The sequence below is a fragment of the Citrobacter sp. RHBSTW-00599 genome, assembly GCF_013784065.1.
GTDB lineage: Bacteria > Pseudomonadota > Gammaproteobacteria > Enterobacterales > Enterobacteriaceae > Citrobacter > Citrobacter braakii.
The window spans coordinates 4689548-4715962 of sequence record NZ_CP056717.1 but is presented as its reverse complement, the minus strand read 5'-3'; the positions used below and the strand labels follow the sequence as shown (position 1 = coordinate 4715962).

Sequence of the window (26415 nt, the reverse complement as noted above, 5' to 3'; positions counted from 1 at the left end):
CAGCGGCTGTGTGCTATTTCAAGCGTGAAATCAGCGCGAACTCTTTAAAATTCACCGGCCGCTGTTGCTGCATTGAAATATTCCCGGCGATACCGGTCAAAATCGACATGGCGCCGGCGCGATGGTCGGCGGCACGCTGCAACGGATCGTGCCGCGGTTCGCCAAACAGATCGGCCAGCATCGCATTATCTCCACCGCCGTGACCGCCTTCGCCGAGGGTAAAATCAGCTTGCCACGGCGCGGAAAACATCGGGAAAACAGTGATGTCACAGGCTTCAAGGCAACCTTCGTTATCCCGCTCGCCTCCGGCGTTGACGTAGGATTTCTCAACGATTTTCATCTCCAGGCGGCCTTCGCTGCCGTTAAAGACCACGTTCAAGCCTTCCCACGGCAGCCAGGTGTTCAGTGAGTAGGTAAGCTGCACCTGATTCTGATACTTCACCAGCACCGACATGGTGTCTTCAATGGTGATGCCGTCGCTGAATACGCTCTGGTCGCGGAAATAGTTATCTTCGTGTTCTGCATCCAGATAGAGCGCTTTAAGCTGAGGGTTTTCGGCCATATGCAGCGCAAACGGATCGTCTTTGGCCTGCGCATAGCCGTGAGCGCGCGGGTAAAATTGCGTCACGCCCCGGCGTTCGGCGTTCTCTTTTCCATAAAAACGCAGGCTGCCTTCGGCATACACCCGCTCGGGATAACTGCCCAGCCAGAAGTTCATTAGATCAAAATGGTGAGTAGATTTATGCACTAATAAGCCGCCGCTATTACGTTTTTCGCGATGCCAGCGACGGAAATAATCGGCACCGTGTTCGGTATTGAGCAACCATTCAAAGTGAACTGAATAAACTTCGCCAATCGTACCGTTCATCAGCAGTTCGCGAACCTTGCTGTGGTGCGGTGCATAGCGATAGTTAAAAGCGACGCGTAACTGACGGCCGGTCTCTTCAATGGCGTCCAGAATCCGCAGGGCGCGTTGCTCATCGATGGTCATCGGTTTTTCGGTGATCACATCGCAGCCTGCGCGTAGCGCACGCACGATATAGTCGTCGTGAGTCCGGTCCATGGTGGTCACAATGATGATATCCGGACGCGTTTCGCGGATCATCTCTTCAAACTGCTGCGCCTTCCAAGTGGAGACCGGGGGCGCACCTTCGTTCGCCAAAAGCTGGTTGGCGTAATTCATACGGGTTTGATTGGTGTCGCAAAAGGCGACCAGACGTGCATTTTCTTTCCACTGCCCGCCAATCGCGCTGATGTAAAGTCCCGCGCGCCCGCCAGTTCCTACCAGGGCATATTTCTTCATAACATCCTCATTTATAAAAAATGAATTAACGTGTTGATGTAATAAAAACAATATTTCAATTTTATTTTTATACAATAACGCTAATGCAGAAGATGGATACAACGCAGAAGGAAAAATGTGATCCCCAGCCAAAATGACCGGAAGAGAGGGTGAGATTCTGATTTTCTTAGAGGCTATGTTTAAATTTATGTTTACGCCTTAGAATAATGATAAATGTTACTCGCCATTGTAAGGATGCGCAGCGTGAAATATTTGTGGTTATCTGCTCTTTTGTTTAGTCATGCCGTTTTGGCCTGGTGTCCTGATGAAGACCAACAGGTGACACTTCAGGGAAAATTAATACAACAGACATTACCCGGTTCGCCAAATTACGAAAGCATCAAAGATGGCGATGAAGCGGTAACTTATGATTATCTTAAATTGGATCAACCGTTTGAGTGCGATGTTAACGGTGAGCGTGAAAATGTTCCGCTAGTGCAGATTATCTTGATGGGCAAAAATAAGCTTAATTACGCCGATCTTGCTCCTTCTCTGGGAAAAGATGTCATCCTGACCGGGAAAACGATGTATGCCCAAACGGGTCATCACTTTACTTCTGTGCTGCTTATTCTTTATAGCGCCAAAAACGTTACTCCCATCACCACGGCGGAACAAAAGAAAAGCGCGCTGCTGCAGTTTCAACAGTTCCAACAGGCGTTGCGGGAGAAAAACGTTGTCGCGTTGAAAACATATTTTGTCTTTCCTTTGCAGGGGACGCTATTTGACTTTATTGATTATGATGAAAACCGTCAGGAAGATGTACTTACCGAGACTGTGTTTGACCAAAATTCGCAGCAGATTATGGCGCATCTGCAGATGCTTGCCAGCATCGGTGTTGATGCTGAATCCCTGATGATAAACGAGTACAGAATTAACGCGCTTTCGGAACATGAGCAGCAGCATCGCTATTTTCCTGCGGATGAAGATGGCATGTTTTATTATGAAGAACATGGTAAACGTCATACCGTTAAAGGAACATGCGATACCATCGCCCAAGGGGAACTTACGGACGGTATTCTTTTTATTTCACAGGGGACCGGTCCTAATACGCAACTTCCCGGCCTTTCAGAGTATTGTGATGGTGCGACGTCATATATGTTCAAGCTGGTTGATGGCAAACTGCGACTGACGGGGAGTTTTACCGCAGGGTAGGGACGTATTACAAAAGGAATGAAATAAAAATAGAAAAGGATGTTAATAAATGCTTAATGATTTATTTCTGGGGTGCCGGGTTGCTGGCTTTTTGGAAGGGCTGGCAGTGGCTAAATCTTGTGTGTGCGATTATTTTCCTGTTGCTTATCGCTGTGCCTGCTCGTCGCTTGATAACGGATGAGAATCCAGGATGATTCGCTGAACGTCTTCCCCGGCCAAAATGACCGGGGAAGAGGAGGAGTGGTTAGTGCGCGCGACCTTGTTCTACGCCGTACCCGGTCTGGGAACGGATGAACTGAGCACGGAACTGCTCGCGTTCGCGATTACCTTCTTCTGAGTTATCGGTAGCAGAGAAGAACCAGATCCCGAGGAACGCTACGCTGATGGAGAACAGCGCCGGATATTCATACGGGAAAATGGCTTTTTCGTGACCAAGGATCTGGACCCAAATCGTCGGGCCAAGCACCATCAGCACCACCGCCGTCAGCAGACCTAACCAGCCGCCCAACATCGCGCCACGCGTGGTCAGTCTTGACCAGTACATGGAGAGCAGAATGATCGGGAAGTTGCAGCTGGCTGCGATAGCAAACGCCAGACCTACCATGAAGGCGATATTCTGGTTCTCAAACAGCACGCCGAGCAGGATGGCAATCACGCCCAGCACCAGTACGGTGATTTTCGACACCTTCAGTTCTTCACGTTCGGTTGCGCCTTTACGGAACACGTTGGCATACAGGTCGTGAGAAACGGCCGATGCGCCCGCCAGCGTCAGGCCTGCAACCACCGCCAGGATGGTGGCAAACGCCACGGCTGAGATGAAGCCCAGGAACAGGTTGCCGCCCACTGCATTCGCCAGGTGAACCGCCGCCATGTTGTTACCGCCGATCAGCGCGCCAGCAGCGTCTTTATACGCCGGGTTAGCGCCTACCAGCATGATCGCGCCAAAGCCGATGATAAAGGTCAGGATGTAGAAATAACCCATAAAACCGGTGGCATAGAACACGCTCTTACGCGCTTCGCGGGCATCGCTGACCGTGAAGAAGCGCATCAGGATGTGCGGCAAGCCTGCCGTACCAAACATCAGGCCGAGACCTAACGACAGGGCGGAGATCGGATCTTTTACCAGTCCGCCCGGGCTCATAATGGCTGAACCTTTCGGGTGTACCGCCATTGCTTCGGTGAACAGGTTGTTGAAGCTAAAGCCGACGTGCTTCATCACCATAAAGGCCATAAAGCTGGCGCCGAACAGCAGCAGAACGGCTTTGATGATCTGTACCCAGGTGGTCGCCAGCATGCCGCCAAACAGGACGTACATCATCATCAGCACGCCAACCAGTACGACGGCGATGTGATAGTTCAGACCAAACAGCAGCTCAATCAGCTTACCTGCGCCGACCATCTGGGCGATCAGATACAGCGCGACCACCACCAGAGAACCACAGGCCGACAGAATACGGATTGGTCCTTGCTTCAGACGATAAGAAGCAACATCTGCAAAGGTGTAACGACCCAGGTTACGCAGACGCTCAGCAATCAGGAACAGGATAATTGGCCAGCCGACCAGGAAGCCGAGTGAATAGATCAGCCCGTCATAACCGGAGGTAAACACCAGCGCGGAAATCCCGAGAAACGATGCCGCCGACATATAGTCGCCCGCAATCGCCAGCCCGTTCTGGAAACCAGTGATGTTACCGCCGGCGGTGTAGTAGTCATTACGCGAACGTACGCGCTTAGACGCCCAGTAAGTAATACCGAGCGTAAAGATGACGAAAATCAGGAACATGACAATCGCCTGCCAGTTGGTTGGCTGGCGTTGGACTGCACCGCTAATAGCATCCGCCGCGTTTGCGGCGAAGGGCAGCGTGGCGGCAAGCGCCGTCAGGACTCTCTTCATGATGCTTTAACCTCGTGCAGAACCGCATTGTTCAGGCGGTCGAATTCACCGTTTGCCCGCCAGATATAGATCCCGGTCAGGATGAAGGAGATGAGGATCACACCGACCCCAATCGGAATACCCCGGGTGACGCTGGTTCCCGCGTGTAGCGGCGTACCCAGCCAGCCAGGCGCAAAGGCAATCAGTAAAATAAAGCTGATGTAAACTGCCAGCATGATGATGGACAGAATGGTGGCAAACCGTTGCCTTTTTTCAACTAACTCCCTGAAACGCGCACTGTCTTCTATCCGCTGATAAATAGAGTCATTCATCACAGAGTTCTCCAGAGGCCCCCTTCGTCTTTCACGTTGCAAGTGTGTTGGCCGCACTCGCCCACCTCAGTCACATAGTTAACTATGCTCCTGGGGATGCGCTCGCTTGCCGCCTTCCTGCAACGCGAAATCCTTTGGGGTGGGTTATTATATTTTCCCTCCCGGTCAGGGGAGGGGTAGGGGTAGGATTTGTAGGCCCGATAAGCCGCGCACCATCGGGCATTTCACGGTTATGGTTATGATGGCATCGCGATGGCCTGCTTCTCTTCGAGCAGTTTCTCTACCACGCCAGGATCGGCGAGGGTCGAGGTATCGCCCAGATTGCTGGTATCGCCCGCCGCGATTTTACGCAGAATACGGCGCATGATTTTGCCGGAGCGGGTTTTCGGCAGTGAGTCGGTCCAGTGCAGCACGTCTGGCGTTGCCAGCGGACCAATTTCTTTACGTACCCAGTTGCGCACCTCGGCGTACAGCTCAGGTGACGGCTCTTCGCCGTGATTCAGCGTGACGTAGGCGTAGATCGCCTGGCCTTTAATATTATGCGGAATACCCACCACCGCGGCCTCGGCGATCTTCGGATGTGACACCAGCGCCGATTCGATTTCTGCCGTTCCCAGACGGTGGCCAGAGACGTTCAGCACATCGTCCACACGACCGGTGATCCAGTAATAGCCATCTTCGTCACGACGCGCGCCGTCGCCGCTGAAGTACATATTCTTGAAGGTAGAAAAGTAGGTCTGCTCAAAGCGTTCGTGATCGCCAAACAGCGTTCTCGCCTGGCCCGGCCACGAGTCGGTAATCACCAGGTTGCCTTCGGTCGCGCCTTCCAGCGGATTACCCTCGTTATCGACAATCGCAGGCTGTACGCCAAAGAACGGACGGGTTGCGGAACCCGCTTTCAGCTCGGTGGCGCCCGGCAGCGGGGTGATCATGAATCCACCGGTTTCGGTCTGCCACCAGGTATCGACGACCGGGCATTTTTCGTTGCCGATCTTCTTCCAGTACCACTCCCATGCTTCGGGGTTAATTGGCTCGCCAACGGAACCCAGGATACGCAGCGAGGAGCGGTCAGTGCCTTCAATCGCTTTATCACCTTCTGCCATCAGGGCGCGGATGGCGGTCGGCGCGGTATACAGAATATTGACCTGGTGCTTGTCCACAACCTGCGACATACGCGCCGGGGTTGGCCAGTTTGGCACGCCTTCGAACATCAGCGTGGTTGCGCCGCAGGCCAGCGGACCATACAGCAGGTAGCTGTGCCCGGTTACCCAACCCACGTCAGCAGTACACCAATAGATATCGCCCTGATGGTAGTCAAACACGTACTTAAAGGTGGTTGCGGCATAGACCAGATATCCGCCGGTGGTATGCAGCACGCCTTTTGGCTTGCCGGTTGAACCGGAGGTATAGAGGATAAACAGCGGATCTTCCGCGTTCATTTCTTCTGGCTGATGTTCTGGGCTGGCTTTCTCGATAAGATCGGACCACCACAGGTCACGGCCTTCCTGCCATTCCGTTTTTCCACCGGTACGTTTGAGGACGACCACATGTTCCACGGTTTTCACGTTCGGGTTTTTCAGCGCATCATCGACGTTCTTTTTCAGCGGGATGGCGCGGCCGGCGCGCACGCCTTCGTCGGCGGTGATCACCAGACGTGAATTGGAGTCGATGATACGTCCGGCGACGGCCTCTGGTGAGAAACCACCGAAGATGACCGAATGCACCGCGCCAATGCGGGCGCAAGCCAGCATAGCAACCGCCGCTTCCGGCACCATCGGCATATAAATGGCCACTACGTCGCCTTTTTTAATGCCTAAATCCAGTAGCGTATTGGCGAAACGGCAAACATCGCGATGCAGTTCGCGATAAGTAATGTTTTTGCTTTGGGTGGCGTCATCGCCTTCCCAGATGATGGCGGTGCGATCGCCATTTGCCTGTAAATGGCGGTCAAGGCAGTTTGCGGCCAGGTTCAGGGTGCCGTCTTCGTACCATTTAATCGACACGTTGCCCGGTGCGAAGGAGGTGTTCTTCACCTGGCTGTACGGCTTGATCCAATCAAGTATCTTTCCCTGCTCGCCCCAAAATGTGTCGGGTTCGTTAACGGATTGCTGGTATTTCTCTTCGTACTGCTCCGGGTTTATCAGGCAACGATCCGCAATGTTTGCGGGAATAGCGTGTTTATGTATTTGGCTCATGGTTTTTGTTCTCCTTGTAGGATGTTAATAATATGTCTCATAAACGTTAAATGTAGGGGCTTTGAGAGTTTTGTTTAGTATTTGCGCGGCAGATCACGCAATAAACGAATTGTGCAAATTAGCGGCAAACTTAATTTTGAAGGGAACTAGCAAAAATTGATTAAATCTCGCGATAACATGTAGTTATCTAAAGGATTATTGAAAAGGTGATCTATCTCTGAATTAGACAAAAGAGTGAGGGGCAGAGGGTAATGCCAGTTAGTTAAGCATTATGCAGAACATGTGATCCCGGCTCAGGGTTCCGTTCACCTCAGCAATATCAATTCTATGAGGCTCAGACACCTGTGAACGTGCAAGAGAGGCTCACCGCCGCCTCCCTTGCATCCCTGGCTCCCGGCGGGAAAATCGTCGCTGCGCGATTCATTCGTCTTATGCCGTCTGCCTGTCGGGTCGGGGCCGAGCCTGCGTCCCTGCAGGCCGTCCCCTCTGCCCGCATCCCTGCGGGCAAACCCGGTCAGCCGTCAACGCCTCATCGATTTTCAGCCGGACCGGGGTCATCGCTGCAACGCACTGACTTCCAGTTAAATCTTTTTTGCTGTTCAGATAAAAAACGCAGGTGGTCAGGTGTGGGCTGGTCCGGCTGAAAATTGCCGACGTGTTTCCGTAAGGCCGGGAGAACCCGCAGGGATGCGGGTTCAGGGCGCGTTTTGCAGGGAGGCTACCTCGCGCCCGGCCCGGTAGCCTGGAGGAATAAACGGAGGGGACCACGAAGTGGCAATTTTCCCGCCGGGAGCCGGGATTGTTAAGGGTACGGCGATAGTACCCTTAACACGTTCACAGGTCGTATTGCCTCAGAGAAGTGACAAACATGAGGTGAACGTAGCAATACGCCGGAGGCAACGGATTCATTACCTCCGTATGTGTCACTCATCCTCGTTAACTGACAAGTATTAGAGGTTAGAGGGGGGCGTATAACTCTAAAGTGGTATTTTACATACACTTACAATTGATTAAAGACAACATTTTCAGTGTGGTTTCTTGTTACAAATAGGGTGGAGCAATGTCATGACAGTATTCGTGTGGTTGCTGTTATGGAAAACAATAAAAGAACCGCCATTGCAGATAATGGCGTCATCTGGATGAGACCCCTATGGCAAGGATAAAATCACGCGTACGCCGTTTCTTCAGCCTGTTATTACCTTTATTATTTATTTCTGCTGTTCACGCTGAACAAACTCCTGTACCCGCAAAAACCGTCACCGTTGAAGCGAAGAATGAAACCTTCGCTCCTCAGCATCCCGATCAATATCTCTCCTGGAAAGCCACGTCTGAGCAATCAGCCCGTGAAGATGCGCTGGCAGAAGATCCGCGTCTGGTGATCCTGTGGGCGGGATATCCATTCTCGCGCGATTACAACAAACCGCGTGGACACGCCTATGCCGTGACCGATGTACGTGAAACCTTACGTACCGGCGCCCCAAAAACGGCTGAAGACGGCCCGCTGCCGATGGCCTGCTGGAGCTGTAAAAGCCCGGACGTAGCGCGTCTGATCCAGAAAGATGGTGAAGATGGCTACTTCCACGGTAAATGGGCGCGCGGCGGTCCGGAAATTGTTAACAATCTCGGCTGTGCAGATTGCCATAACACTGCGTCACCAGACTTCGCCAAAGGCAAGCCAGAGCTGACGCTGTCGCGTCCTTATGCAGAACGCGCGATGGAAGCAATCGGCAAACCGTTTGAGAAAGCCGGTCGCTTTGATCAGCAATCCATGGTCTGCGGTCAGTGCCACGTGGAATACTACTTCGACGGTAAAAACAAAGCCGTTAAGTTCCCGTGGGACGAGGGCATGAAAGTCGAGAACATGGAGAAATACTACGACACCATCGCCTTCTCTGACTGGACCAACTCCCTGTCGAAAACGCCGATGCTGAAAGCGCAGCACCCGGAATATGAAACCTGGAGCGCGGGCATTCACGGCAAGAACAACGTGACCTGTATCGACTGTCACATGCCGAAAGTGCAAAACGCGGAAGGCAAGATCTACACCGACCATAAGATTGGTAACCCGTTCGATAACTTTGCTCAGACCTGTGCGAACTGCCACACCCAGGATAAAGCGTCCCTGCAAAAAGTGGTCGCCGAGCGTAAACAGGCTATTCATGACCTGAAAATCAAGGTCGAAGATCAGCTGGTTCATGCGCACTTCGAAGCGAAAGCCGCATGGGATGCGGGTGCGACTGAAGCGGAAATGAAGCCGATTCTGGAAGATATCCGTCACGCACAATGGCGCTGGGACCTGTCTATCGCCTCACACGGTATTCACATGCACGCTCCGGAAGAGGGTCTGCGGATGCTGGGTAGCGCCATGGATAAAGCCGCCGATGCGCGTACCAAACTGGTCCGTCTGCTGGCGACCAAAGGCATCACCCATGAAATCCCGTTACCGGATATCTCTACCAAAGAGAAAGCCCAGGCGGCGATTGGTCTGAACATGCAGCAAATCAATGCTGAGAAGCAGGACTTCATCAAAACGGTGATTCCGCAGTGGGAAGATCAGGCGCGTAAAAACGGTCTGTTAAGCCAATAACCCCATTTCGCCCCGTCAGGGGCGGATAACTCAACGGAGTGAATATGAGCGTATTACGTTCGTTATTAACTGCTGGGGTGCTGGCGTCAGGCTTGTTCTGGAGCCTGAGTGGAATCACTGCCACGCCAACGCCGCAGGAGTCGGATCAACGCTGGACGGTTACCCAACAGCGTAATCCGGATGCCGCCTGTCTGGATTGTCACAAGCCAGATACCGAAGGCATGCATGGTAAGCATGCAGAAGTCATCAACCCGAATAACAAACTGCCGGTCACCTGCACCAACTGTCACGGCCAGCCGTCACCGAACCACCGTGAAGGGGTGAAGGATGTGATGCGCTTTAATGAGCCGATGTACAACGTTGAACAGCAGAACAGCGTCTGTATGTCCTGCCACCTGCCTGAGCAGCTACAAAAAGCGTTCTGGCCACACGATGTCCACGTAACCAAAGTGGCGTGTGCCAGCTGTCACTCACTGCATCCGAAGCAAGACACGATGCAGACGCTAAGTGATAAAGGACGGATCAAGATTTGCGTCGATTGCCACAGCGATCAGCGTAACAATCCGAACTTTAACCCGGCGTCGGTTCCGTTGCTTAAGGAGCATCCATGAGTTGCTCTCGTCGCCAGTTTATCACCCGCGTCGGCGCGCTGGTGGCAGTGAGCGGGACGGCGGGACGCGTTGTGGCGAAGACGCTGAACATCAACGGCGTACGTTACGGTATGGTACATGATGAGTCACTATGCATCGGCTGTACGGCCTGCATGGATGCTTGTCGGGAAGTAAACAACGTGCCGGAAGGGGTATCGCGTCTGACGATTATTCGCAGCGAGCCGCAGGGGACGTTTCCTGATGTGAAGTATCGCTTCTTCCGTCATTCGTGCCAGCATTGCGACCATGCCCCCTGCGTTGACGTCTGCCCGACGGGGGCATCGTATCGCGATGCCGCCAGCGGTATTGTGGATGTGAATCCGGACCTGTGCGTTGGCTGCCAGTACTGTATCGCCGCGTGTCCTTATCGCGTGCGCTTTATCCATCCGGTTAGCAAAACGGCGGATAAATGCGATTTCTGTCGGAAAACCAATCTGAAAGCGGGCAAGCAGCCCGCCTGCGTTGAGTCATGTCCGACGAAGGCGCTGACGTTTGGTAATCTGGACGATCCCAACAGCGATATCTCCCGCTTGTTGCTGCAGAAAACCACCTACCGTTACAAGCTGGCGTTGGGCACAAAACCGAAGGTCTACCGCGTTCCCTTTAAATTTGGGGAGGTGAGCCAATGACATCCGCTTCTGCATTTCATTTTGAATCACTGGTGTGGGACTGGCCCATTGCCATCTATCTGTTCCTGATTGGCATCTCCGCCGGACTGGTCACGCTGGCGATTCTGCTGCGTCGTTTCCATCCGGAGGCGGGCGGTTCTGACAGCACGCTGCTACGCACTACGCTGGTGTTAGGGCCGGGGGCGATTATCTTCGGTCTGCTGATTCTGGTGTTCCACCTGACGCGTCCATGGACCTTCTGGAAACTGATGTTCCACTACAGCTTCACTTCGGTGATGTCGATGGGAGTCATGTTGTTCCAGTTGTACATGGTGGTGCTGGTGCTGTGGCTGGCAAAAATCTTTGAAAAAGAGGTGATTGCTCTGCAACAGAGCTGGCTGCCGCGATTAGGGATCGTACAGAAAATGCTGACGTTGATTGCGCCGTTTCATCGCGCGCTGGAGACGTTAATGCTGGTGCTGGCGGTCCTGCTCGGGGCGTACACCGGTTTTCTGCTGTCGGCGCTGAAATCCTACCCGTTCCTGAATAACCCGATCCTGCCGGTGCTGTTTCTGTTCTCCGGGATCTCCTCCGGCGCGGCGGTGGCGCTGATCGCCATGGCGTTACGTCATCGTAGCAATCCGCACAGTACCGAAGCGCACTTTGTGCATCGCATGGAAGTCCCGGTGGTATGGCTGGAGATCTTCCTGCTGGCGGCGTTTTTCGTCGGTCTGGCGCTGGGCGATGACGGCAAAATGCGCGCGCTGGCGGCGGCACTGGGCGGCGGATTCTGGACCTGGTGGTTCTGGCTGGGCGTGGCCGGGCTTGGGCTGATACTGCCGATGCTGCTAAAACCTTGGGCCAACCGCAGTTCGACGTTTCATGGCGTGCTGGCAGTGTGCGGCGCCAGCCTGACCGGCGTACTGCTGCTGCGCTTTTTTATTCTCTATGCGGGTCAGCTAACCGTTGCGTAAGGTGATATCTGGACGTTCTCCTTCCTGAAGCCGGTTTTCTGGCACTGTTGTTAAGCCTCGGGGTCAACGTGTTGACCCCGCTTGCCGTGTTGGTGGGTGTCCGCCAGCGCTGGCAAGGCGTAATGCGCCTGGCAAGCGTGGGCATGTGGACGCAATTTTCGCTGCTGCTGCTGGCCTTTGCCATTCTGATATTCTGCTTTCTGACCAGCGACTTTTCGGTGGTCTACGTTGCTCAGCATAGCTACAGCCTGCTGCCGTGGGGATTAAAACTGGCGGCGGTGTGGGGTGGGCATGAAGGATCGCTGCTGCTGTGGGTGCTGTTTCTTTCCGGCTGGAGCGCGCTGTTCGCCTTGCGCTATCGGCGTGATTCCGACCTGCTGTTTCCGTTAACGCTCAGCGTCCTCGCACTGATAACGGCCCTGCTGCTGCTGTTTGTGGTGGTATGGTCCGATCCGTTCGTGCGTATCTTCCCGCCAGCCATTGAAGGGCGCGACCTTAACCCGATGCTGCAACATCTCGGGTTAATCCTCCATCCGCCGCTGCTGTACCTGGGTTACGGTGGCTTGATGGTGGCGGCAGGCGTGGCGCTGGCCTCGCTGCTGCGCGGTGACTTTAATGCGCAGAGCGCCGGGGTGTGCTGGCGCTGGGCGCTGCCTGGCTGGTGTGCGCTGACGCTGGGGATTATCCTCGGCTCCTGGTGGGCCTACTGTGAGTTGGGCTGGGGCGGCTGGTGGTTCTGGGACCCGGTAGAAAATGCCTCCTTATTACCCTGGCTTTCCGCCAGTGCGCTGCTGCATAGTCTGTTCATCACGCGCCAACGTGGGATCTTCCGCCACTGGTCGCTGCTGCTGGCGATCGTCACGCTGATTTTATCGCTGCTGGGGACGCTGATTGTGCGTTCCGGCATTCTCGTTTCCGTGCACGCTTTTGCGCTGGATAACGTCCGCGCCACGCCGCTGTTTGCGCTGTTTACCGTATTGAGCCTGGCATCGCTCGGGCTGTATGCCTGGCGGGGACAGCAAGTCCGCCAGAATGCGCGTTTTGGCGGCTGGTCGCGCGAGATGCTGATTCTGGTCGCGCTATTACTTTTTTGCGCGGTGCTGCTGATTGTGCTGATTGGCACCCTTTACCCGATGATTTACGGGTTGTTCGGCTGGGGGCGGCTCTCCGTGGGCGCACCGTACTTTAACCGTGCTACGCTGCCCTTTGGCCTGCTGATGCTGCTGGTTATCGTGCTGGCGACGATCAGAAGCCGCAAAGTGTCTGTGCGTTGCCAGCTTCCGGCACTGCTGGCGCATGCCGGGGTGCTGGTGTTTGCGGCTGGGATCGTCTTTTCCAGCGGTAGTCGTCAGGAGATAAGCCTGAATCTGAGCCCCGGGCAGCAGGTGGAACTGGCGGGCTATATTTTTCGTTTTGAGCGTCTCGACCTGGAAGCAAAAGGTAACTACACCAGTGAAAAAGCGCAGATCACGCTGTGGCAGAATGAGAAACGCATTGGCAGCCTGGAGCCTGAAAGACGCTTCTATGCCGCGCGCCGTCAACAGATGATGGAGCCGGGGATCCGCTGGAATCTGATGCATGACTGGTATGCGGTAATCGGCGAAAAAACCGGACCGGACCGTTATGCCATGCGCTTGTACGTGCAGACCGGCGTGCGCTGGATTTGGGGCGGGGGACTGTTAATGGTCTGTGGTGCGCTGCTGAGCGGATGGCGAGGGAGAAAGCGCGATGCATAAACTAATCAACGCGTTGCCGGATGGCGGCGAACGGGGTGTGAAAACGGTAGGTCGGATAAGCGCAGCGCCATCCGGCAGAACATGTTTACTCTTAGCTATCATTTTGTTTTTCATCGCCTTCGCGACACATGCCCAGGTTGTGGACACATGGACTTTTGCCAACCCACAACAACAGGAAAAAGCGTTGTCTATTGCCAGTCAACTGCGCTGTCCACAGTGTCAAAACCAAAACTTGCTGGAATCCAATGCGCCGGTAGCGGTCAGTATGCGCCACCAGGTTTATAGCATGGTGGCGGAAGGGAAAAGTGAAGCCGAGATAACGACGTGGATGACCGATCGCTACGGTGATTTTGTGCGCTACAACCCGCCGTTGAATGAGCAAACGCTGCTGCTGTGGGCGTTGCCGTGCCTGCTGTTATTACTGGTGGGCGTGGTGGTCTGGCGGGTGAGAAGGCGTCAGCGCGTAGAGGAGGATGTGCAATGAGCCAGTCCAACCATTCCCCTGCGCCGTTACGCCCACTCCCCGTGAAGTGGCTGACCGCTGCGACGGTGCTGATGGTTATGGCCTGCATCGGAGGTTACCTGTTGACGCCAAAATGGCAGGCGGTGCGTCAGGAAAAGACGCGGCTGGCGGACCCATTACATGCGTTCACTGATGAAAATATTCAGGAAAAACAGCTGCTTTTGCTGCAATCGCAAATTCGTGCTAATCCACAGGACGGTGTGAAATGGGCGCAACTCGGTGAGTACTATCTTTGGCAAAACGCGTATCATAATGCGCTGCTGGCCTACGAGCAGGCGCTGCGTGTAGGGGGTGAAAATGCTGAGATCTATTCAGCGCTGGCAACGGTATTGTATTACCAGGCCGGGCAGCATATGACACCGCCCACTCGCGAGATGATTGATAAGGCTCTGGCGCTGGACCCGACAGAGGTCACTGCGCTGATGCTGTTAGCCTCAGATGCGTTTATGCAGGCAGACTACGCCCAGGCCATTTCAGTGTGGCAAAAAGTTATGGATTTAAACTCGCCGAGGGTGAACCGGGCACAGCTCATTGACTCTATTAATATGGCGAAGTTGTTGCAGAATCGGCAAAAATAAATTTGTTTCTTTTGTGATTTGTATCATTTGGCCTGTTTAAAAAACAGGCGAACGAACAAATGAGCAAAAAAAACTCACGCCATGACTTCTTCATTTTTGAACATATTAAAATTCTTTTATAACAAAAAGTTATTCATTGATACCCCGATAAAATTGCATTTTTATGCATAAATTCAGCTGAAGGCTCTGTTCCTGGAGGGTTGCGCGAGACAGTACGCAAATGATAATGATAATAAGCGTTAAAAAACTCCATAAACGAACGCAACACAATTCATACCCTTTCAGTATGTACTATTACCACACACCGCATGTGGAATAGCGCTCCATCGAGGAAGTCCGTTGTTATGAAAAATTTGAAAGTCAGCCTGGCATGGCAGATTCTGATCGCTATGGTGCTGGGCATTCTGCTGGGGAGTTACCTGCATTACCATAGTGACAGCCGCGAATGGCTGGTTGTAAACCTGCTGTCACCGGCGGGCGATATCTTTATCCATCTGATCAAAATGATTGTGGTGCCCATTGTTATCTCTACGCTGGTTGTCGGTATCGCCGGGGTCGGCGATGCAAAACAGCTGGGCCGTATTGGCGCCAAAACTATTATCTATTTCGAAGTAATCACCACCGTGGCGATTATCCTGGGTATCACGCTGGCGAATGTGTTCCAGCCAGGCACCGGGGTGGATATGTCGCAACTGGCGACCGTGGATATTTCGAAATATCAAAGCACGACCGCAGAAGTACAGAGCCACGCGCATGGCCTGATGGGGACAATTTTGTCACTGGTGCCAACCAACATCGTCGCATCGATGGCAAAAGGCGATATGCTGCCGATTATCTTCTTCTCGGTGCTGTTCGGTTTAGGTCTGTCTTCCCTGCCGGCAACTCACCGCGAGCCGTTGGTTACCGTATTCCGCTCTATTTCCGAAACCATGTTTAAAGTCACTCACATGGTTATGCGCTACGCGCCAGTCGGTGTTTTCGCGCTGATTGCCGTTACCGTCGCGAATTTCGGTTTTGCCTCCTTGTGGCCGCTGGCGAAGCTGGTGCTGTTGGTGCATTTCGCCATTCTGTTCTTCGCGCTGGTGGTGCTGGGGATCGTGGCGCGCATCTGCGGTCTGAGCATCTGGATCCTGATCCGCATTCTGAAAGACGAGCTGATTCTGGCTTACTCTACCGCCAGCTCCGAGAGCGTACTGCCGCGTATTATTGAGAAGATGGAAGCCTATGGCGCGCCCGCTTCAATCACCAGCTTTGTGGTGCCGACCGGCTACTCATTCAACCTTGATGGTTCAACTCTGTACCAGAGTATCGCCGCTATCTTTATCGCGCAGCTGTACGGTATCGACCTGTCGCTGTGGCAGGAAATCGTGCTGGTGCTGACGCTGATGGTGACCTCAAAAGGGATTGCGGGTGTGCCGGGCGTATCATTCGTGGTGCTGCTGGCTACGCTGGGCAGCGTGGGGATCCCACTGGAAGGCCTGGCGTTTATCGCCGGTGTTGACCGTATCCTCGACATGGCGCGTACCGCGCTGAACGTGGTGGGTAATGCGCTGGCGGTACTGGTTATCGCCAAGTGGGAACACAAATTTGACCGCAAGAAAGCGCTGGCCTATGAGCGCGACGTGCTGGGTAGATTTGATAAGACCGCTAATCAGTAATTCATGACAGCTTGCCGGATAAGCGTAGCGCTATCCGGCAATGCAAATCATTACCCGTTTGTTAACTTATCAAACTCTTCGCAGCCGGTATCGAATCCTTCCATACAGCTCAGATTCAGCCAGTGCAGCGCCTTCTGTTTATTCTTCACGATAAAACCCTGTTCACCGTTTAAGAACATCATCCCTGCCCAGTATTCGGAATAACCGGTGCGGGAAATGGCTGAGCTTCGTTTGAAATACCACGTCGCTTTCTCATCGTCAGCGGGAATGCCCACGCCGTTGGCGTAAATCAGGCCGAGCAGCATTTGCGCGTCGACGGCGGAGTCATTTTCCAGGTCTTCGGAGGCGTTTTGCAGCAAGGTAATGGCTTTAGGGTAATCGGTACGTCCAGCCTGGGTGTTGACCAGAATCCGCGCCAGGGTAAGTTCTCCCGCTTTACTGCCTGCTTTGGCTGCTTTTTCCGCCAGCGTTTTAGCCTGGGGGTAATCCAGACTGACCGGATTCGTAATTTTGATTTGCGCCAGTAGCGCGCAGGCGTCGGCATCGCCGTTGTCGGCGGCTTTTTGCGCCCAATACTCGGCTTTGCTCAAATCGCCCGAACTGAACCAGGTATCGGCAAGAAAGTACTGTGCGCGACGATCCCCTGCCTCAGCGGCCTGCAAGTACTGGCTTCCTGGCTCAGTATCACTGGCATGGGCAAAGAATGTCATAAAGAACATCAATGCAATGAGTTGTTTCATTTTGAGTTTTATTTAGGGTACGGAATGAACAGTATAAAGAGATCGTATGGATAAAAAAACAGCCTCCGGGCGGAGGCTGTTGCAGAACAGTTACGTAAACGGACTAACCCATCGCGCTTTCGCGCAGGCTGGCTTTCAGCTTGGTGTACTCATCAATGACATACTGCTCGGCAGCGCGCTGATCGGCAATGCGTTCAACGTTAACGGCACAGTACTTGTACTCCGGCGTTTTGGTAATCGGGCTTAAGTTCTCGGTTACCAGCTCATTACATGCGCCAATCCACCACTGGTAGGTCATGTAAATCGCGCCTTTGTTTGGACGATCGCTGACTGCTGCACGGGTAATGACCCGGCCTTTACGCGAGTTAACCCACACCAGCTCTTCATCCTGGATGCCCAGGCGTGCTGCGTCGGCGGTGTTGATCTGGGCATAGCCCGGCTCATCCGCCAGCGCGGCCAGCGCCGCACAGTTACCGGTCATCGAACGGCAAGAGTAGTGGCCGACTTCACGCACCGTAGACAGCACCATCGGGTACTCCTCAGTGAGTTTGTCGATTGGCGCTACCCAGTCGCAGGTAAAGAACTGCGCCAGGCCGTTCGGGGTATCGAACTTCTCTTTGAAGAGATAAGACGTACCCTGGTCGGTTTCTGAGGTGTCGCGGCAAGGCCACTGGATATAACCCAGTTCGCCCATTTTCTCGTAAGTGGCACCGTAGAAATCCGGGCACAGATGACGCAACTCATCCCAGATTTCCTGGGTGTTGTTGTAGTGCATCGGGTAGCCCATACGGGTGGCGATTTCACTGATAATCTGCCAGTCCGTTTTCAGATCCCACTTCGGCTCAACGGCTTTAAAGAAGCGCTGGAAGCCACGGTCAGCCGCGGAGAAGACGCCTTCATGCTCGCCCCATGACGTAGACGGTAAAATAACGTCTGCGGCAGCGGCAGTTTTGGTCATGAAGATATCCTGCACGATGACCAGTTCCAGATCCTCAAAGCCTTTGCGCACTGCGGAGAGTTCAGCATCAGTCTGTAATGGATCTTCACCCATAATGTACGCCGCGCGGACTTCGCCATGCGCCGCACGGTGCGGCAGTTCACTGATGCGATAGCCGGTATGCGCAGGCAGACTTTCCACGCCCCAGGCTTTAGCGAACTTCTCGCGGTTAGCCGGATCTTTCACATACTGATAGCCCGGATAGGTATCCGGTAGCGCGCCCATGTCGCATGCGCCCTGAACGTTGTTCTGGCCACGAACCGGGTTAACGCCCACGCTTGGCTTACCGAGGTTGCCGGTCAGCATTGCGAGGCTGGTCAGTGAACGCACGGTTTCCACACCCTGATAGAACTGGGTAACACCCATGCCCCACAGGATGGCCGCGCTTTTTGCCGTGGCGTACATACGGGCAGCCTGACGAATATCCTGTGCGCTAACGCCAGTGATATCTTCGACGGACTCCGGCGTGTAGCCTTCGACAATCTTGCTGTACTCTTCGAATCCTTCGGTACGGGAGGCGACGAACGCCTGGTCGTACAGTTTTTCTTCGATGATGACATGACCCATGGCGTTGAGCAGCGCGATGTTCGAGCCGTTTTTCAACGCGATGTGCATATCGGCAATACGCGCGGTTTCAATTTTGCGCGGATCGCAGACGATAATTTTCGCCCCGTTACGTTTAGCGTTAATCACGTGATTCGCCACGATCGGGTGGGAATCCGCCGGGTTGTACCCGAAGATGAACACTAAATCTGTGTTATCAATTTCATTGATAGCATTACTCATTGCGCCGTTACCGACCGATTGGTGCAGACCTGCAACCGAAGGGCCGTGTCAGACGCGAGCGCAGCAGTCAACGTTATTGGTACCAATAACGGCGCGCGCGAATTTTTGCATTACATAGTTGGTTTCGTTACCCGTACCGCGAGATGAACCGGTCGTCTGAATAGCGTCCGGGCCATACTTCGCTTTGATGGCGCTCAGACGAGTGGCGACGTAATCAAGCGCTTCATCCCAGGAAACGGATTCCAGTTTGCCGCCACGCTGGCGACGGATCATTGGGGTTTTCAGACGAGGGGTCAGGATCTGGGTATCATTGATAAAATCCCAGCCATAGTAGCCCTTCAGACACAAGGTACCCTGGTTGGTTTTCCCCTGCGCCGCTTCAGCCCGGACGATTTTGCCGTTATCGACCACCAGGTTGATTTTGCAACCTGATGCGCAATATGGGCAAACCGTGACGACTTTTTTCATCGGTCTCGCTCCAGTTAATCAAATCACGCATACGCGCTTGTCGCTTGAGTTATGCATCTTTTATGCCATGTTTTTATCAAGGGCATTAGTCGATATTACGGGCGAATTTTGCGCAAAACCCTGACGAAAAACAGGCTGTCGTCATATTTGACGTGACGAATCTCCAATACGTGACGGCCCGGCAGTGTGACCGAGGTTATGTTTCCCACACATCCTTGTGCCTTATCGCTGTCACTCTGTGCAGAATCAATCACACTCATTTAAGTTGGCCAGAAATGGGGAAAAACAATGAAGCCAGCCATACTGGTTGTGGATGATGACATCGCTGTCTGCACGCTTTTACAGGATGTGCTGAGCGAACACGTCTTTGCAGTGACCGCATGTCACACCGGGCAGGAGGCGCTGCGCTGCATTGAGACTCAGCCGGAAATCGCTCTGGTATTGCTGGACATGATGTTGCCTGATATTAACGGTCTGATGGTGCTGCAGCAGGTGCAAAAGATGAGACCCGGATTACCGGTGGTGATGCTGACCGGGCTTGGCAGCGAGTCGGATGTGGTTGTCGGGTTGGAAATGGGCGCTGACGACTACATCGGTAAACCGTTCAATGCGCGGGTGCTGGTGGCGCGGGTAAAGGCGGTACTCAGACGCGTCGGCGTGTTAACGGCAGAAAGTGGCAGCCCGCAAACCACGGGGCTTTCTTTTAACGGTTGGCATCTCGATACCGCCGGTTGCCAGTTACATAATCCTCAGCAACTGAAGGTGGAGTTGACGCAGGGGGAATACAGCCTGCTGCTGGCGCTGGCCCAAAACGCCCGCCGGGTACTTAGCCGAGAACAACTGCTGGAACTGACGCGCAGCGACAGCGTTGAGGTGTTTGACCGCACCATTGACGTGCTAATCATGCGGTTACGGCGAAAAATAGAGAACAACCCGCATCAGCCGATGCTGATCAAAACCCTGCGCGGGCTGGGCTATGTGTTTGCCGCCGACGTTCAGCATCATGATAAGGCGGCGTAAACGTCTTATCCGGCTTACAAGGACGCTATATCGGCTTTTAGCTCTGCCAACGTTTTCGCGCCGTCTATCGCGTTGGCGCACAGCAAACTGGCCCGTGCGCAGGCGTGTGCCAGCCTGACGCTGTCCGTCAGCGACCAGCGTTCATGACAGCCATACAAAAATCCGGCGCAAAACGCATCTCCCGCCCCGACGCTGCCAACGATCTCCTCCTGCGCCAGATATTGTGACGGGATCCAGACGCCCGGCAGATCCGGCGCTTCACCCCAGGCGCCTTCCGGACAGTGGATAACCACCCGCTGGCGAACGCCCGCATTCAGCAGTTCGCGCGCAGCGGTGGCGATGTGCGCAATATGCAGCTCCCCGTTGGGCTGGCGGATCTCCAGCCCGCTGAATTCCCCGGCTTCCAGCTCGTTAATTACCAGATAGTCGAGATGGCGCAGAGCTGGCATCACCAACGGCTGATAGCGCGGGTCGCCCTTGCGTGAAACCAGATCCAGTGATGTTTCAAAGCCGTTGTCGCGCATTTGCGCCAGCAGCCGTGCGCTACGCGTGCCGTACTCCTCATCCGGCATGTCCAGACTGTCGAGCAGCAGCAGATAGCCAAGATGGAAGATTTTCATCGAGGTATCCAGTTGCTCAAAAGCGGGCAGATCCAGCAGCCGGTTGGCACCGGGGGAGTGGAAAAAGGTGCGCTGACCGCTGGGATCGGTCATCACCTGTGACATCGACGTGGGGGCGAAAGTCGTGCGCTGCACATGTTGGCGATTAACATGATACTGCTCCAGCATCGCCATGATGTAGTCGCCGTCGCTATCCTGACCGATTAACCCCACCGCCTGCAGCGGCAGTCCGGTGTGCATTTTCGCCAGCGTCAGCAGTACGTTCAGCGGCGCACCGCCCGTCGCGCGTTCGCTACGGATGATTTCCGCCAGCCAGCCGCGTTCCGGCCACTGCACGATTTGATGCACATGATCGACCAGCATGTTGCCTGCGGCGATAACGCCTCTGCGTTCCATCAGACCCGTCCCGCGCTGCCAAAAATACGCATCTGTTCTGAAACGGTATCGGTAATGGCCTCTTCAATGGCGAGCAGCAGTTCGGCGAATTCGTCGTACAGGGGCTGACGATTCGCTATTCTTGTCTCTACCGCTGACAGCGCCGCCTGCGACATGCCGGTATAGAAGTTGATTTTGTGAATGCCGAGTTCAATTGCGCGCTTGAAATCGTCGTTGCTGATGCCGGAACCGCCGTGCAGTACCAGCGGGATCGCCGCCTGCTGGCGAAGGGCGTCCAGACGCGGAAAGTCGAGCACCGGTTCGCCTTTATATTTGCCGTGTGCATTACCAATGGCGACCGCCAGCGCGTCAATCCCGGTTCTGTCGACGAAATCACGCGCCATCATCGGGTCGGTAAATAGCGACTCGTCGGCATGACCATACAACGCGCCGCCCTCATCGCCTCCCACCGCGCCCAGTTCGGCTTCCACCGATACGCCGACGGCGTGACACATCTTCACCACTTCGCGGGTTTGACGAATATTTTCTTCATACTCCAGCGTGGAGCCATCAAACATCACTGAACTGAAACCTAAGCGCAGTGCCCGAACCACCGACTCAAAGTGCAGGCCGTGGTCAAGGTTCAGCACTACCGGAATGTCATGCCGCGCGGCTTCGAACTTGACCGCTTCGACCAGAGAATCCAACGAGATATATTTAAAATGCACCTCGGCGATGTTGATGATAAACGGCGAACGTTCCTGATTTGCAGCGGCAAACAGCGCGCGCAGGAAGTGTGAGTCCAGAACGTTAAACGCCCCTAAGGCATAGCGGTGCTCGCGGGCATGGGCAAGGCCATCGGCGAGAGATATCAACGGCATAATGCGCTCCTTGGTTAGCGGAACAGGCGATACTCATTACACAGCACCAGCTGCGCCGGTTCGTCTTCTTCAATGTCGTTATAGCGGGCGATCGGTTGCAGAAAGTGGTTATCGTGGTCGTCGTCATTAACAGAAGAAACCTCGCCGACCAGCACGTCGCCAAAACCTTCTTCCGCCCAGAAGCTGTGATACAGGCCCGGTGGCAGGCAGATGCTTTCACCCGGCGTCAGGCGCAATTGACTGCCTGCCGCATGGGTTTGCCGACAGCCGTCAATCACCACGCTCACGTCGCTGTCCTCCGTTTGTTCTCGGAGCCCCGCATTCCACAGTTCCACAATTAAATTACCGCCGCCGCGATTGATAATGTCTTCGCGTTTGCGCCAGTGAAAATGCATCGGCGTCACCTGCGCATCGCGAACATGCATGATTTTCTCGGCGTAGCATTTCTCGTAAGGCATTCCTTTCGGCGAGCCATTACGCAGGGTAAACAGCGTTAACCCTTGCGCGGCGAAATTGTTGCCGCCAAACGCGGTGACATCCCAACCAAGCTTAAGGTCGAAAACTTCGCTCCAGGCGGCGGGATCAAGCTTGCGCCATTGGGTCGGCGGGAAACTGGCGAAAGGGGGGAGATGCACGTCGTGCAGAGAGAAAAACTGGCGCGTGTGGCCCAGTATCTCGTTGATAGCGGAACGTTTCATCGGCAGAATCCTCCTTAATATCATGCCGGATGGCGCTGCGCTTATCCGGCCTACAAAATCATACCGATCTTGTAGGTCGGATAAGGCATTTTTGCCGCCATCCGGCGTTGTTGTGGCGGGTTATTTCACCGTCCAACCCTTATAGCTACCGACGTTGTTTTTATCGATCATCGTCACCGGGATCAGTACGGGCTCTTTCGGGGCGGGTTTCCCCTGCAATATGTCATAGCCGATTTCGACCGCTTTGGCAGCCATCACCTGCGGATCTTGTGCAGGCGTCGCCACAAATAGTGAGTTTTCCCGCTTCAACGCTTCTTCAGCGTCTGGCGATCCGTCTACGCCGACAATAAAGAATTCGCTACGTTGTGCCTGTTTTGCTGCCAGATCGGCACCGATCGCTGTAGGATCGTTAATGGCGAATACGCCGTCGATCTTCGGATTCGCCGCCAGCAGCGCGGTCATGATCTCCAGCCCGCCTTCGCGACTGCCTTTAGCGTTTTGGTTATACGACAGCACTTTGATATCCGGGTGACGTTTAAACTCGGTCTGGCAGCCTTCCACGCGGTTCTGGACGGCGGAAACCGGCGGCCCGTTGATAATGACGACGTTGCCTTTCCCTTTCAGACGGTCGGTAATGTATTTACAGGCCATTTCACCCGCCTGGGTGTTATCGGAGGTAATGGTCGCATCTGCGCCTTCCGCCGCTACGTCAACGGCAACCACTACAATCCCTGCGTCTTTCGCGCGTTTTACCGCTGGGCCGATGCCTTTGGAGTCGGCGGCGTTAAGAATAATCATGTCGACCTTGGCGGCAATAAAGTTGTCGATTTGCGACACCTGTTGTCCCAGATCGTAGCCGCTGGAAACCAGCGTCACTTTAACGCTATCACCCGCCAGTTTGCGTGCTTCCAGTTCCGCGCCTTTGGTGATCTGCACGAAGAACGGGTTGGCCAGATCGCCCACCGTAACGCCGATCGATTTCAGTTCTTTTGCCTGCACAAACGGAGCTGCAGCAAGCAGTGCGCCAGCACAGAGCGCGGTGACTAAGGGCTTCAATCTCATGCTGTATTCCTCGAAGTAAAATGTTGTTGTTATGCACTTTGATGGTGTCGGGTACGGTATTTGTCGATCAGTACCGCTATGATGATCACCGCCCCTTTGATCACCAGTTGCCAGAAATAGGAGACGCCCATCAGCGTCATGCCGTTATTGAGCGTGGCGATAATCAACGCCCCTACCAGCGTGCCGGTGATGGTACCGATCCCCCCAACAAAGCTGGTACCGCCGAGGATCACCGCCGCGATGGCGTCCAGCTCGTAACCCATGCCTAAGTTGCCGTTGGCGCTGTATAGCCGCGAGGCGCTCATCACCCCGCCAAGACCTGAGAGCACACCGCTCATGCCGTAGACGAACAGCAGCACCAGCCACACTTTGATACCGGTTAAACGAGCGGCCTGCATATTGCCGCCGACCGCATAAATATGAACGCCGAGTGTGGTGCGCCTAAGAATGAACCAGCACATCACCACCACCGCCAGCGCAATGACCACTAGCCACGGAACCGGACCAAGATAGTTGTTACCGATCCACTCAAAGCTGATATTGGAATTGATCACCGTCGTGCCGTCGGCCAGCAGATAGGCCGCGCCGCGCAGCGCCGTATACGTTCCAAGCGTGACGATAAACGGTGGCAGTCCGGCAAAAGCAACCAGCGCGCCGTTAAACAACCCCAGCACCAGACCGAGCATCAGCGCCGCCGGAATCGACAGCATGGCAAATTCAGGGATCAGCGAAACGACCATAGCCGCGACGGCGGTGGTGCCGAGAATCGAGCCAACCGAGAGGTCGATCCCGCCGGTCAAAATAATGAAGGTCATGCCTGCCGCCAGCACGATGTTGATCGACGCCTGGCGGGTTATATTCAACAGGTTGCTTTCGGTAAAAAAGTTTGGCGCGATAAAGCCAAATACCGCCACTATCAGGATGAGAATCGGCAAGATGCCGACCGTTTGCATCAGATCGCTCATCAGCAATTTTTTCGCGGAGGCGGATTTCGCCACCTGCTGGGGAGTGGTTGGATTATTCATGGGACACCGCCTGATGATGGGAGTCGTTCACGCCGGTTGCCAGCGTCATAATATTTTCCTGGGTAATACTTTGCCCGTTCAGCTCACCGGCAATGCTGCCTTCCCGCATGACGTACACGCGATCGCTCATACCGACAACTTCCGGCAATTCGCTGGAGATCATCAGGATCGCCACGCCTTTGCGCGCCATGTCGTTCATGATCCGGTAGATCTCGCTTTTGGCACCAACGTCCACGCCGCGCGTGGGTTCATCGAGGATCAAAATGCGTGGGCCGATCGCGACCCAGCGAGAAATCAGCAGCTTTTGCTGATTACCGCCGGACAGCCCGCCCGCGCGTACCTGGGCGTGCGGAACGCGGATGTTGAGCAACTGGATGGCGTCATCGGAAATAGCCTGCGCCTTTTTGCGATCGAGCATGCCCCAGTTGGCGTCACGTTCCAGCGTCGCCATGGTGATGTTCTCTGCTGCCGCCAGCTCTAAAAACAATCCCTGCTCTTTGCGGTTTTCCGTCAGAAAGCCAATGCCGTGGTCAATCGCCTCGCGAGGGGAGTGGATCACCACCGGTTCACCGTCTACTTCAATCATGCCGCCGATGGCTTTACGCACGCCAAAAATCAGTTGAGCCAGTTCAGAACGCCCGGCGCCGACTAACCCGGCAAGTCCGACGATCTCCCCGGAGCGCACCAGCAAACTGCACGGCTGGACTTTATGGCCGTCGGTCAGGTGGTGGACGTTGAGGCGCGCTTTACCTAAGGGAATATCGCGCTCTTTGTTGAACAAATCGCTTAACGGTCGGCCCACCATCATGCGCACCAGCTCAGAGGCGTTGAGTTTGTCTCGGGTCAGGCTGCCTACATATTGCCCGTCGCGCAGGACGCTGACGCGGTCCGAGAGTTCATACACCTCCGCCATGCGGTGGCTAATGTAGATAATCGCCATCCCCTCATCGCGCAGGCGCATGATCAGTTCAAACAAGCGGTGGGTTTCACGTGAGGAGAGGGCGGCAGTGGGTTCATCCATCACCAGAATGCGGCTGTTACGGTGCAGGGCGCGGGCGATTTCCACCTGCTGCTGTTCGGCGATGGTCAACGTCATCACGCGATCGCTGGCCTTAAACTGGGCGCCGAGCCGGTCGATGACTTTTTGCGACTGCATCACCATCTCTTTACGTTGGACCAGACCGCCGCGCGACAGCTCGCTGCCAAGAAAGATATTTTCCGCCACCGTCAGGTTCGGCGCGAGCTGCATCTCCTGGTAAATCAGCGTGATGCCTGCGCTGAGCGCGTCTTTTGGCCCGCGAATGTGAAACGGCTGACCGTCGATCAGGATCTCACCGCTGGTGGCGGTATACGCGCCCGCGAGGATCTTCATCAGGGTGCTTTTCCCCGCGCCGTTCTCACCCATCAGGGCATGAATCTCACCCGGCCAGACCGTTAAATCGACCCCTTTCAGCGCGTAAAATTTACCAAACGCTTTGGCAATGTTGCGCATCTCCAGAACCGGTGTCCTGCTCATAGCGGATCTCCTGTGGGGT

At 54.6% G+C, this 26415-nt stretch carries 20 protein-coding genes and 1 pseudogene; 9 read left to right on the top strand and 12 right to left on the bottom strand.

Translation table 11 applies throughout. From position 1 onward, the window contains the following. Positions 1 to 13: 13 nt before the first annotated feature. A complete protein-coding gene (locus HV243_RS22865; protein ID WP_053389611.1) occupies positions 14 to 1303 on the bottom strand; it encodes a Gfo/Idh/MocA family oxidoreductase in 1290 nt (429 codons plus the stop codon). 243 nt (positions 1304 to 1546) lie between these two features. On the opposite strand from HV243_RS22865, the gene HV243_RS22860 reads away from it, so the two are divergent. Further along, a complete protein-coding gene (locus HV243_RS22860; protein WP_181603895.1) occupies positions 1547 to 2494 on the top strand; it encodes a DUF4431 domain-containing protein in 948 nt (315 codons plus the stop codon). Between the two features lie 244 nt (positions 2495 to 2738). Here HV243_RS22860 and actP read toward each other — a convergent pair whose 3' ends face one another. From actP to acs, 3 genes are all read right to left on the bottom strand, one after another. After that, positions 2739 to 4388 (bottom strand): cation/acetate symporter ActP, encoded by a 1650-nt coding sequence (actP, locus tag HV243_RS22855; protein ID WP_016155369.1) that lies wholly within the window; start codon positions 4386 to 4388, stop codon positions 2739 to 2741. Next, the gene (locus HV243_RS22850; protein ID WP_016155370.1) at positions 4385 to 4699 is read right to left on the bottom strand and encodes a DUF485 domain-containing protein; all 315 of its coding nucleotides are present in this window, start codon (positions 4697 to 4699) and stop codon (positions 4385 to 4387) included. Before HV243_RS22850 ends, actP begins: the two co-directional genes overlap by 4 nt. Before the next feature lie 236 nt (positions 4700 to 4935). Beyond that, complete coding sequence (gene acs / locus HV243_RS22845) at positions 4936 to 6894, bottom strand: acetate--CoA ligase (protein ID WP_016155371.1); 1959 nt, start codon at positions 6892 to 6894, stop codon at positions 4936 to 4938. A 1150-nt stretch (positions 6895 to 8044) separates the two neighbouring features. On the opposite strand from acs, the gene nrfA reads away from it, so the two are divergent. The 7 genes and pseudogenes from nrfA to gltP all read left to right on the top strand — a co-directional run bounded on the left by nrfA (position 8045) and on the right by gltP (position 16208). Continuing rightward, the gene (nrfA, locus tag HV243_RS22840) at positions 8045 to 9481 is read left to right on the top strand and encodes an ammonia-forming nitrite reductase cytochrome c552 subunit (protein WP_016155372.1); all 1437 of its coding nucleotides are present in this window, start codon (positions 8045 to 8047) and stop codon (positions 9479 to 9481) included. Positions 9482 to 9525: 44 nt separating this feature from the next. Further along, positions 9526 to 10092, top strand: coding sequence for a cytochrome c nitrite reductase pentaheme subunit (nrfB, locus tag HV243_RS22835; protein ID WP_005132587.1), 567 nt, complete (start codon positions 9526 to 9528; stop codon positions 10090 to 10092). After that, complete coding sequence (nrfC, locus tag HV243_RS22830; protein ID WP_016155373.1) at positions 10089 to 10760, top strand: cytochrome c nitrite reductase Fe-S protein; 672 nt, start codon at positions 10089 to 10091, stop codon at positions 10758 to 10760. The genes nrfB and nrfC overlap by 4 nt, the downstream gene beginning before the upstream one ends. Further along, on the top strand, positions 10757 to 11713 hold the full coding sequence (gene nrfD, locus HV243_RS22825; RefSeq protein ID WP_053389708.1) for a cytochrome c nitrite reductase subunit NrfD: 957 nt from the start codon (positions 10757 to 10759) through the stop codon (positions 11711 to 11713). The genes nrfC and nrfD overlap by 4 nt, the downstream gene beginning before the upstream one ends. A gap of 8 nt (positions 11714 to 11721) precedes the next feature. Continuing rightward, positions 11722 to 13933 (top strand): annotated as a pseudogene (gene nrfF / locus HV243_RS22820) (heme lyase NrfEFG subunit NrfF). Beyond that, the gene (nrfG, locus tag HV243_RS22810) at positions 13930 to 14550 is read left to right on the top strand and encodes a heme lyase NrfEFG subunit NrfG (RefSeq protein WP_053389710.1); all 621 of its coding nucleotides are present in this window, start codon (positions 13930 to 13932) and stop codon (positions 14548 to 14550) included. The pseudogene nrfF and the gene nrfG overlap by 4 nt, the downstream one beginning before the upstream one ends. Before the next feature lie 344 nt (positions 14551 to 14894). After that, positions 14895 to 16208 carry a glutamate/aspartate:proton symporter GltP gene (gene gltP, locus HV243_RS22805; protein ID WP_016155378.1) on the top strand — a complete coding sequence of 438 codons (1314 nt, stop codon included), beginning with the start codon at positions 14895 to 14897 and terminating at the stop codon, positions 16206 to 16208. Between the two features lie 50 nt (positions 16209 to 16258). Here gltP and yjcO read toward each other — a convergent pair whose 3' ends face one another. Both yjcO and fdhF read right to left on the bottom strand, forming a co-directional pair. Continuing rightward, positions 16259 to 16948: a Sel1 family TPR-like repeat protein YjcO gene (gene yjcO, locus HV243_RS22800; protein ID WP_016155379.1), complete on the bottom strand. Its 690-nt coding sequence runs from the start codon at positions 16946 to 16948 to the stop codon at positions 16259 to 16261. A 103-nt stretch (positions 16949 to 17051) separates the two neighbouring features. Continuing rightward, positions 17052 to 19199, bottom strand: a complete 2148-nt coding sequence (fdhF, locus tag HV243_RS22795) for a formate dehydrogenase subunit alpha (protein WP_081000494.1) — start codon at positions 19197 to 19199, stop codon at positions 17052 to 17054. A 288-nt stretch (positions 19200 to 19487) separates the two neighbouring features. Between fdhF and HV243_RS22790 the strand changes: the two genes are divergently transcribed. Continuing rightward, complete coding sequence (locus HV243_RS22790) at positions 19488 to 20219, top strand: response regulator transcription factor (RefSeq protein ID WP_019077857.1); 732 nt, start codon at positions 19488 to 19490, stop codon at positions 20217 to 20219. 14 nt (positions 20220 to 20233) lie between these two features. Here the strand turns inward: HV243_RS22790 and HV243_RS22785 are convergent, their stop codons facing one another. The 6 genes from HV243_RS22785 to HV243_RS22760 form a co-directional block, all read right to left on the bottom strand. Further along, complete coding sequence (locus tag HV243_RS22785; protein WP_094169356.1) at positions 20234 to 21238, bottom strand: carbohydrate kinase family protein; 1005 nt, start codon at positions 21236 to 21238, stop codon at positions 20234 to 20236. Then, positions 21235 to 22095, bottom strand: a complete 861-nt coding sequence (locus HV243_RS22780) for a ketose 1,6-bisphosphate aldolase (protein WP_053389712.1) — start codon at positions 22093 to 22095, stop codon at positions 21235 to 21237. The genes HV243_RS22785 and HV243_RS22780 overlap by 4 nt, the downstream gene beginning before the upstream one ends. A 14-nt stretch (positions 22096 to 22109) precedes the next feature. Then, the gene (locus tag HV243_RS22775) at positions 22110 to 22793 is read right to left on the bottom strand and encodes a D-lyxose/D-mannose family sugar isomerase (RefSeq protein WP_053389713.1); all 684 of its coding nucleotides are present in this window, start codon (positions 22791 to 22793) and stop codon (positions 22110 to 22112) included. Positions 22794 to 22913: 120 nt separating this feature from the next. Beyond that, a complete protein-coding gene (locus HV243_RS22770) occupies positions 22914 to 23855 on the bottom strand; it encodes an ABC transporter substrate-binding protein (protein ID WP_019077849.1) in 942 nt (313 codons plus the stop codon). Between the two features lie 29 nt (positions 23856 to 23884). Continuing rightward, positions 23885 to 24880, bottom strand: coding sequence for a hypothetical protein (locus HV243_RS22765; protein ID WP_016155386.1), 996 nt, complete (start codon positions 24878 to 24880; stop codon positions 23885 to 23887). After that, entirely contained in the window at positions 24873 to 26396 is a 1524-nt protein-coding gene (locus HV243_RS22760; RefSeq protein ID WP_016155468.1) for a sugar ABC transporter ATP-binding protein, read from the bottom strand. Before HV243_RS22760 ends, HV243_RS22765 begins: the two co-directional genes overlap by 8 nt. Positions 26397 to 26415: the final 19 nt, after the last annotated feature.

Bases quoted from the DNA above. Each gene is read 5' to 3' on its own strand.
- HV243_RS22760 (WP_016155468.1), bottom strand. From the start codon at position 26,396: ATGAGCAGGACACCGGTTCTGGAGATGCGCAACATTGCCAAAGCGTTT.
- gltP (WP_016155378.1), top strand. From the start codon at position 14,895: ATGAAAAATTTGAAAGTCAGCCTGGCATGGCAGATTCTGATCGCTATG.
- nrfB (WP_005132587.1), top strand. From the start codon at position 9,526: ATGAGCGTATTACGTTCGTTATTAACTGCTGGGGTGCTGGCGTCAGGC.
- HV243_RS22770 (WP_019077849.1), bottom strand. From the start codon at position 23,855: ATGAGATTGAAGCCCTTAGTCACCGCGCTCTGTGCTGGCGCACTGCTT.
- HV243_RS22780 (WP_053389712.1), bottom strand. From the start codon at position 22,095: ATGCCGTTGATATCTCTCGCCGATGGCCTTGCCCATGCCCGCGAGCAC.
- HV243_RS22850 (WP_016155370.1), bottom strand. From the start codon at position 4,699: ATGAATGACTCTATTTATCAGCGGATAGAAGACAGTGCGCGTTTCAGG.
- HV243_RS22775 (WP_053389713.1), bottom strand. From the start codon at position 22,793: ATGAAACGTTCCGCTATCAACGAGATACTGGGCCACACGCGCCAGTTT.
- acs (WP_016155371.1), bottom strand. From the start codon at position 6,894: ATGAGCCAAATACATAAACACGCTATTCCCGCAAACATTGCGGATCGT.
- nrfD (WP_053389708.1), top strand. From the start codon at position 10,757: ATGACATCCGCTTCTGCATTTCATTTTGAATCACTGGTGTGGGACTGG.
- HV243_RS22790 (WP_019077857.1), top strand. From the start codon at position 19,488: ATGAAGCCAGCCATACTGGTTGTGGATGATGACATCGCTGTCTGCACG.
- nrfA (WP_016155372.1), top strand. From the start codon at position 8,045: ATGGCAAGGATAAAATCACGCGTACGCCGTTTCTTCAGCCTGTTATTA.
- HV243_RS22865 (WP_053389611.1), bottom strand. From the start codon at position 1,303: ATGAAGAAATATGCCCTGGTAGGAACTGGCGGGCGCGCGGGACTTTAC.
- HV243_RS22765 (WP_016155386.1), bottom strand. From the start codon at position 24,880: ATGAATAATCCAACCACTCCCCAGCAGGTGGCGAAATCCGCCTCCGCG.
- yjcO (WP_016155379.1), bottom strand. From the start codon at position 16,948: ATGAAACAACTCATTGCATTGATGTTCTTTATGACATTCTTTGCCCAT.
- nrfC (WP_016155373.1), top strand. From the start codon at position 10,089: ATGAGTTGCTCTCGTCGCCAGTTTATCACCCGCGTCGGCGCGCTGGTG.
- actP (WP_016155369.1), bottom strand. From the start codon at position 4,388: ATGAAGAGAGTCCTGACGGCGCTTGCCGCCACGCTGCCCTTCGCCGCA.
- nrfG (WP_053389710.1), top strand. From the start codon at position 13,930: ATGAGCCAGTCCAACCATTCCCCTGCGCCGTTACGCCCACTCCCCGTG.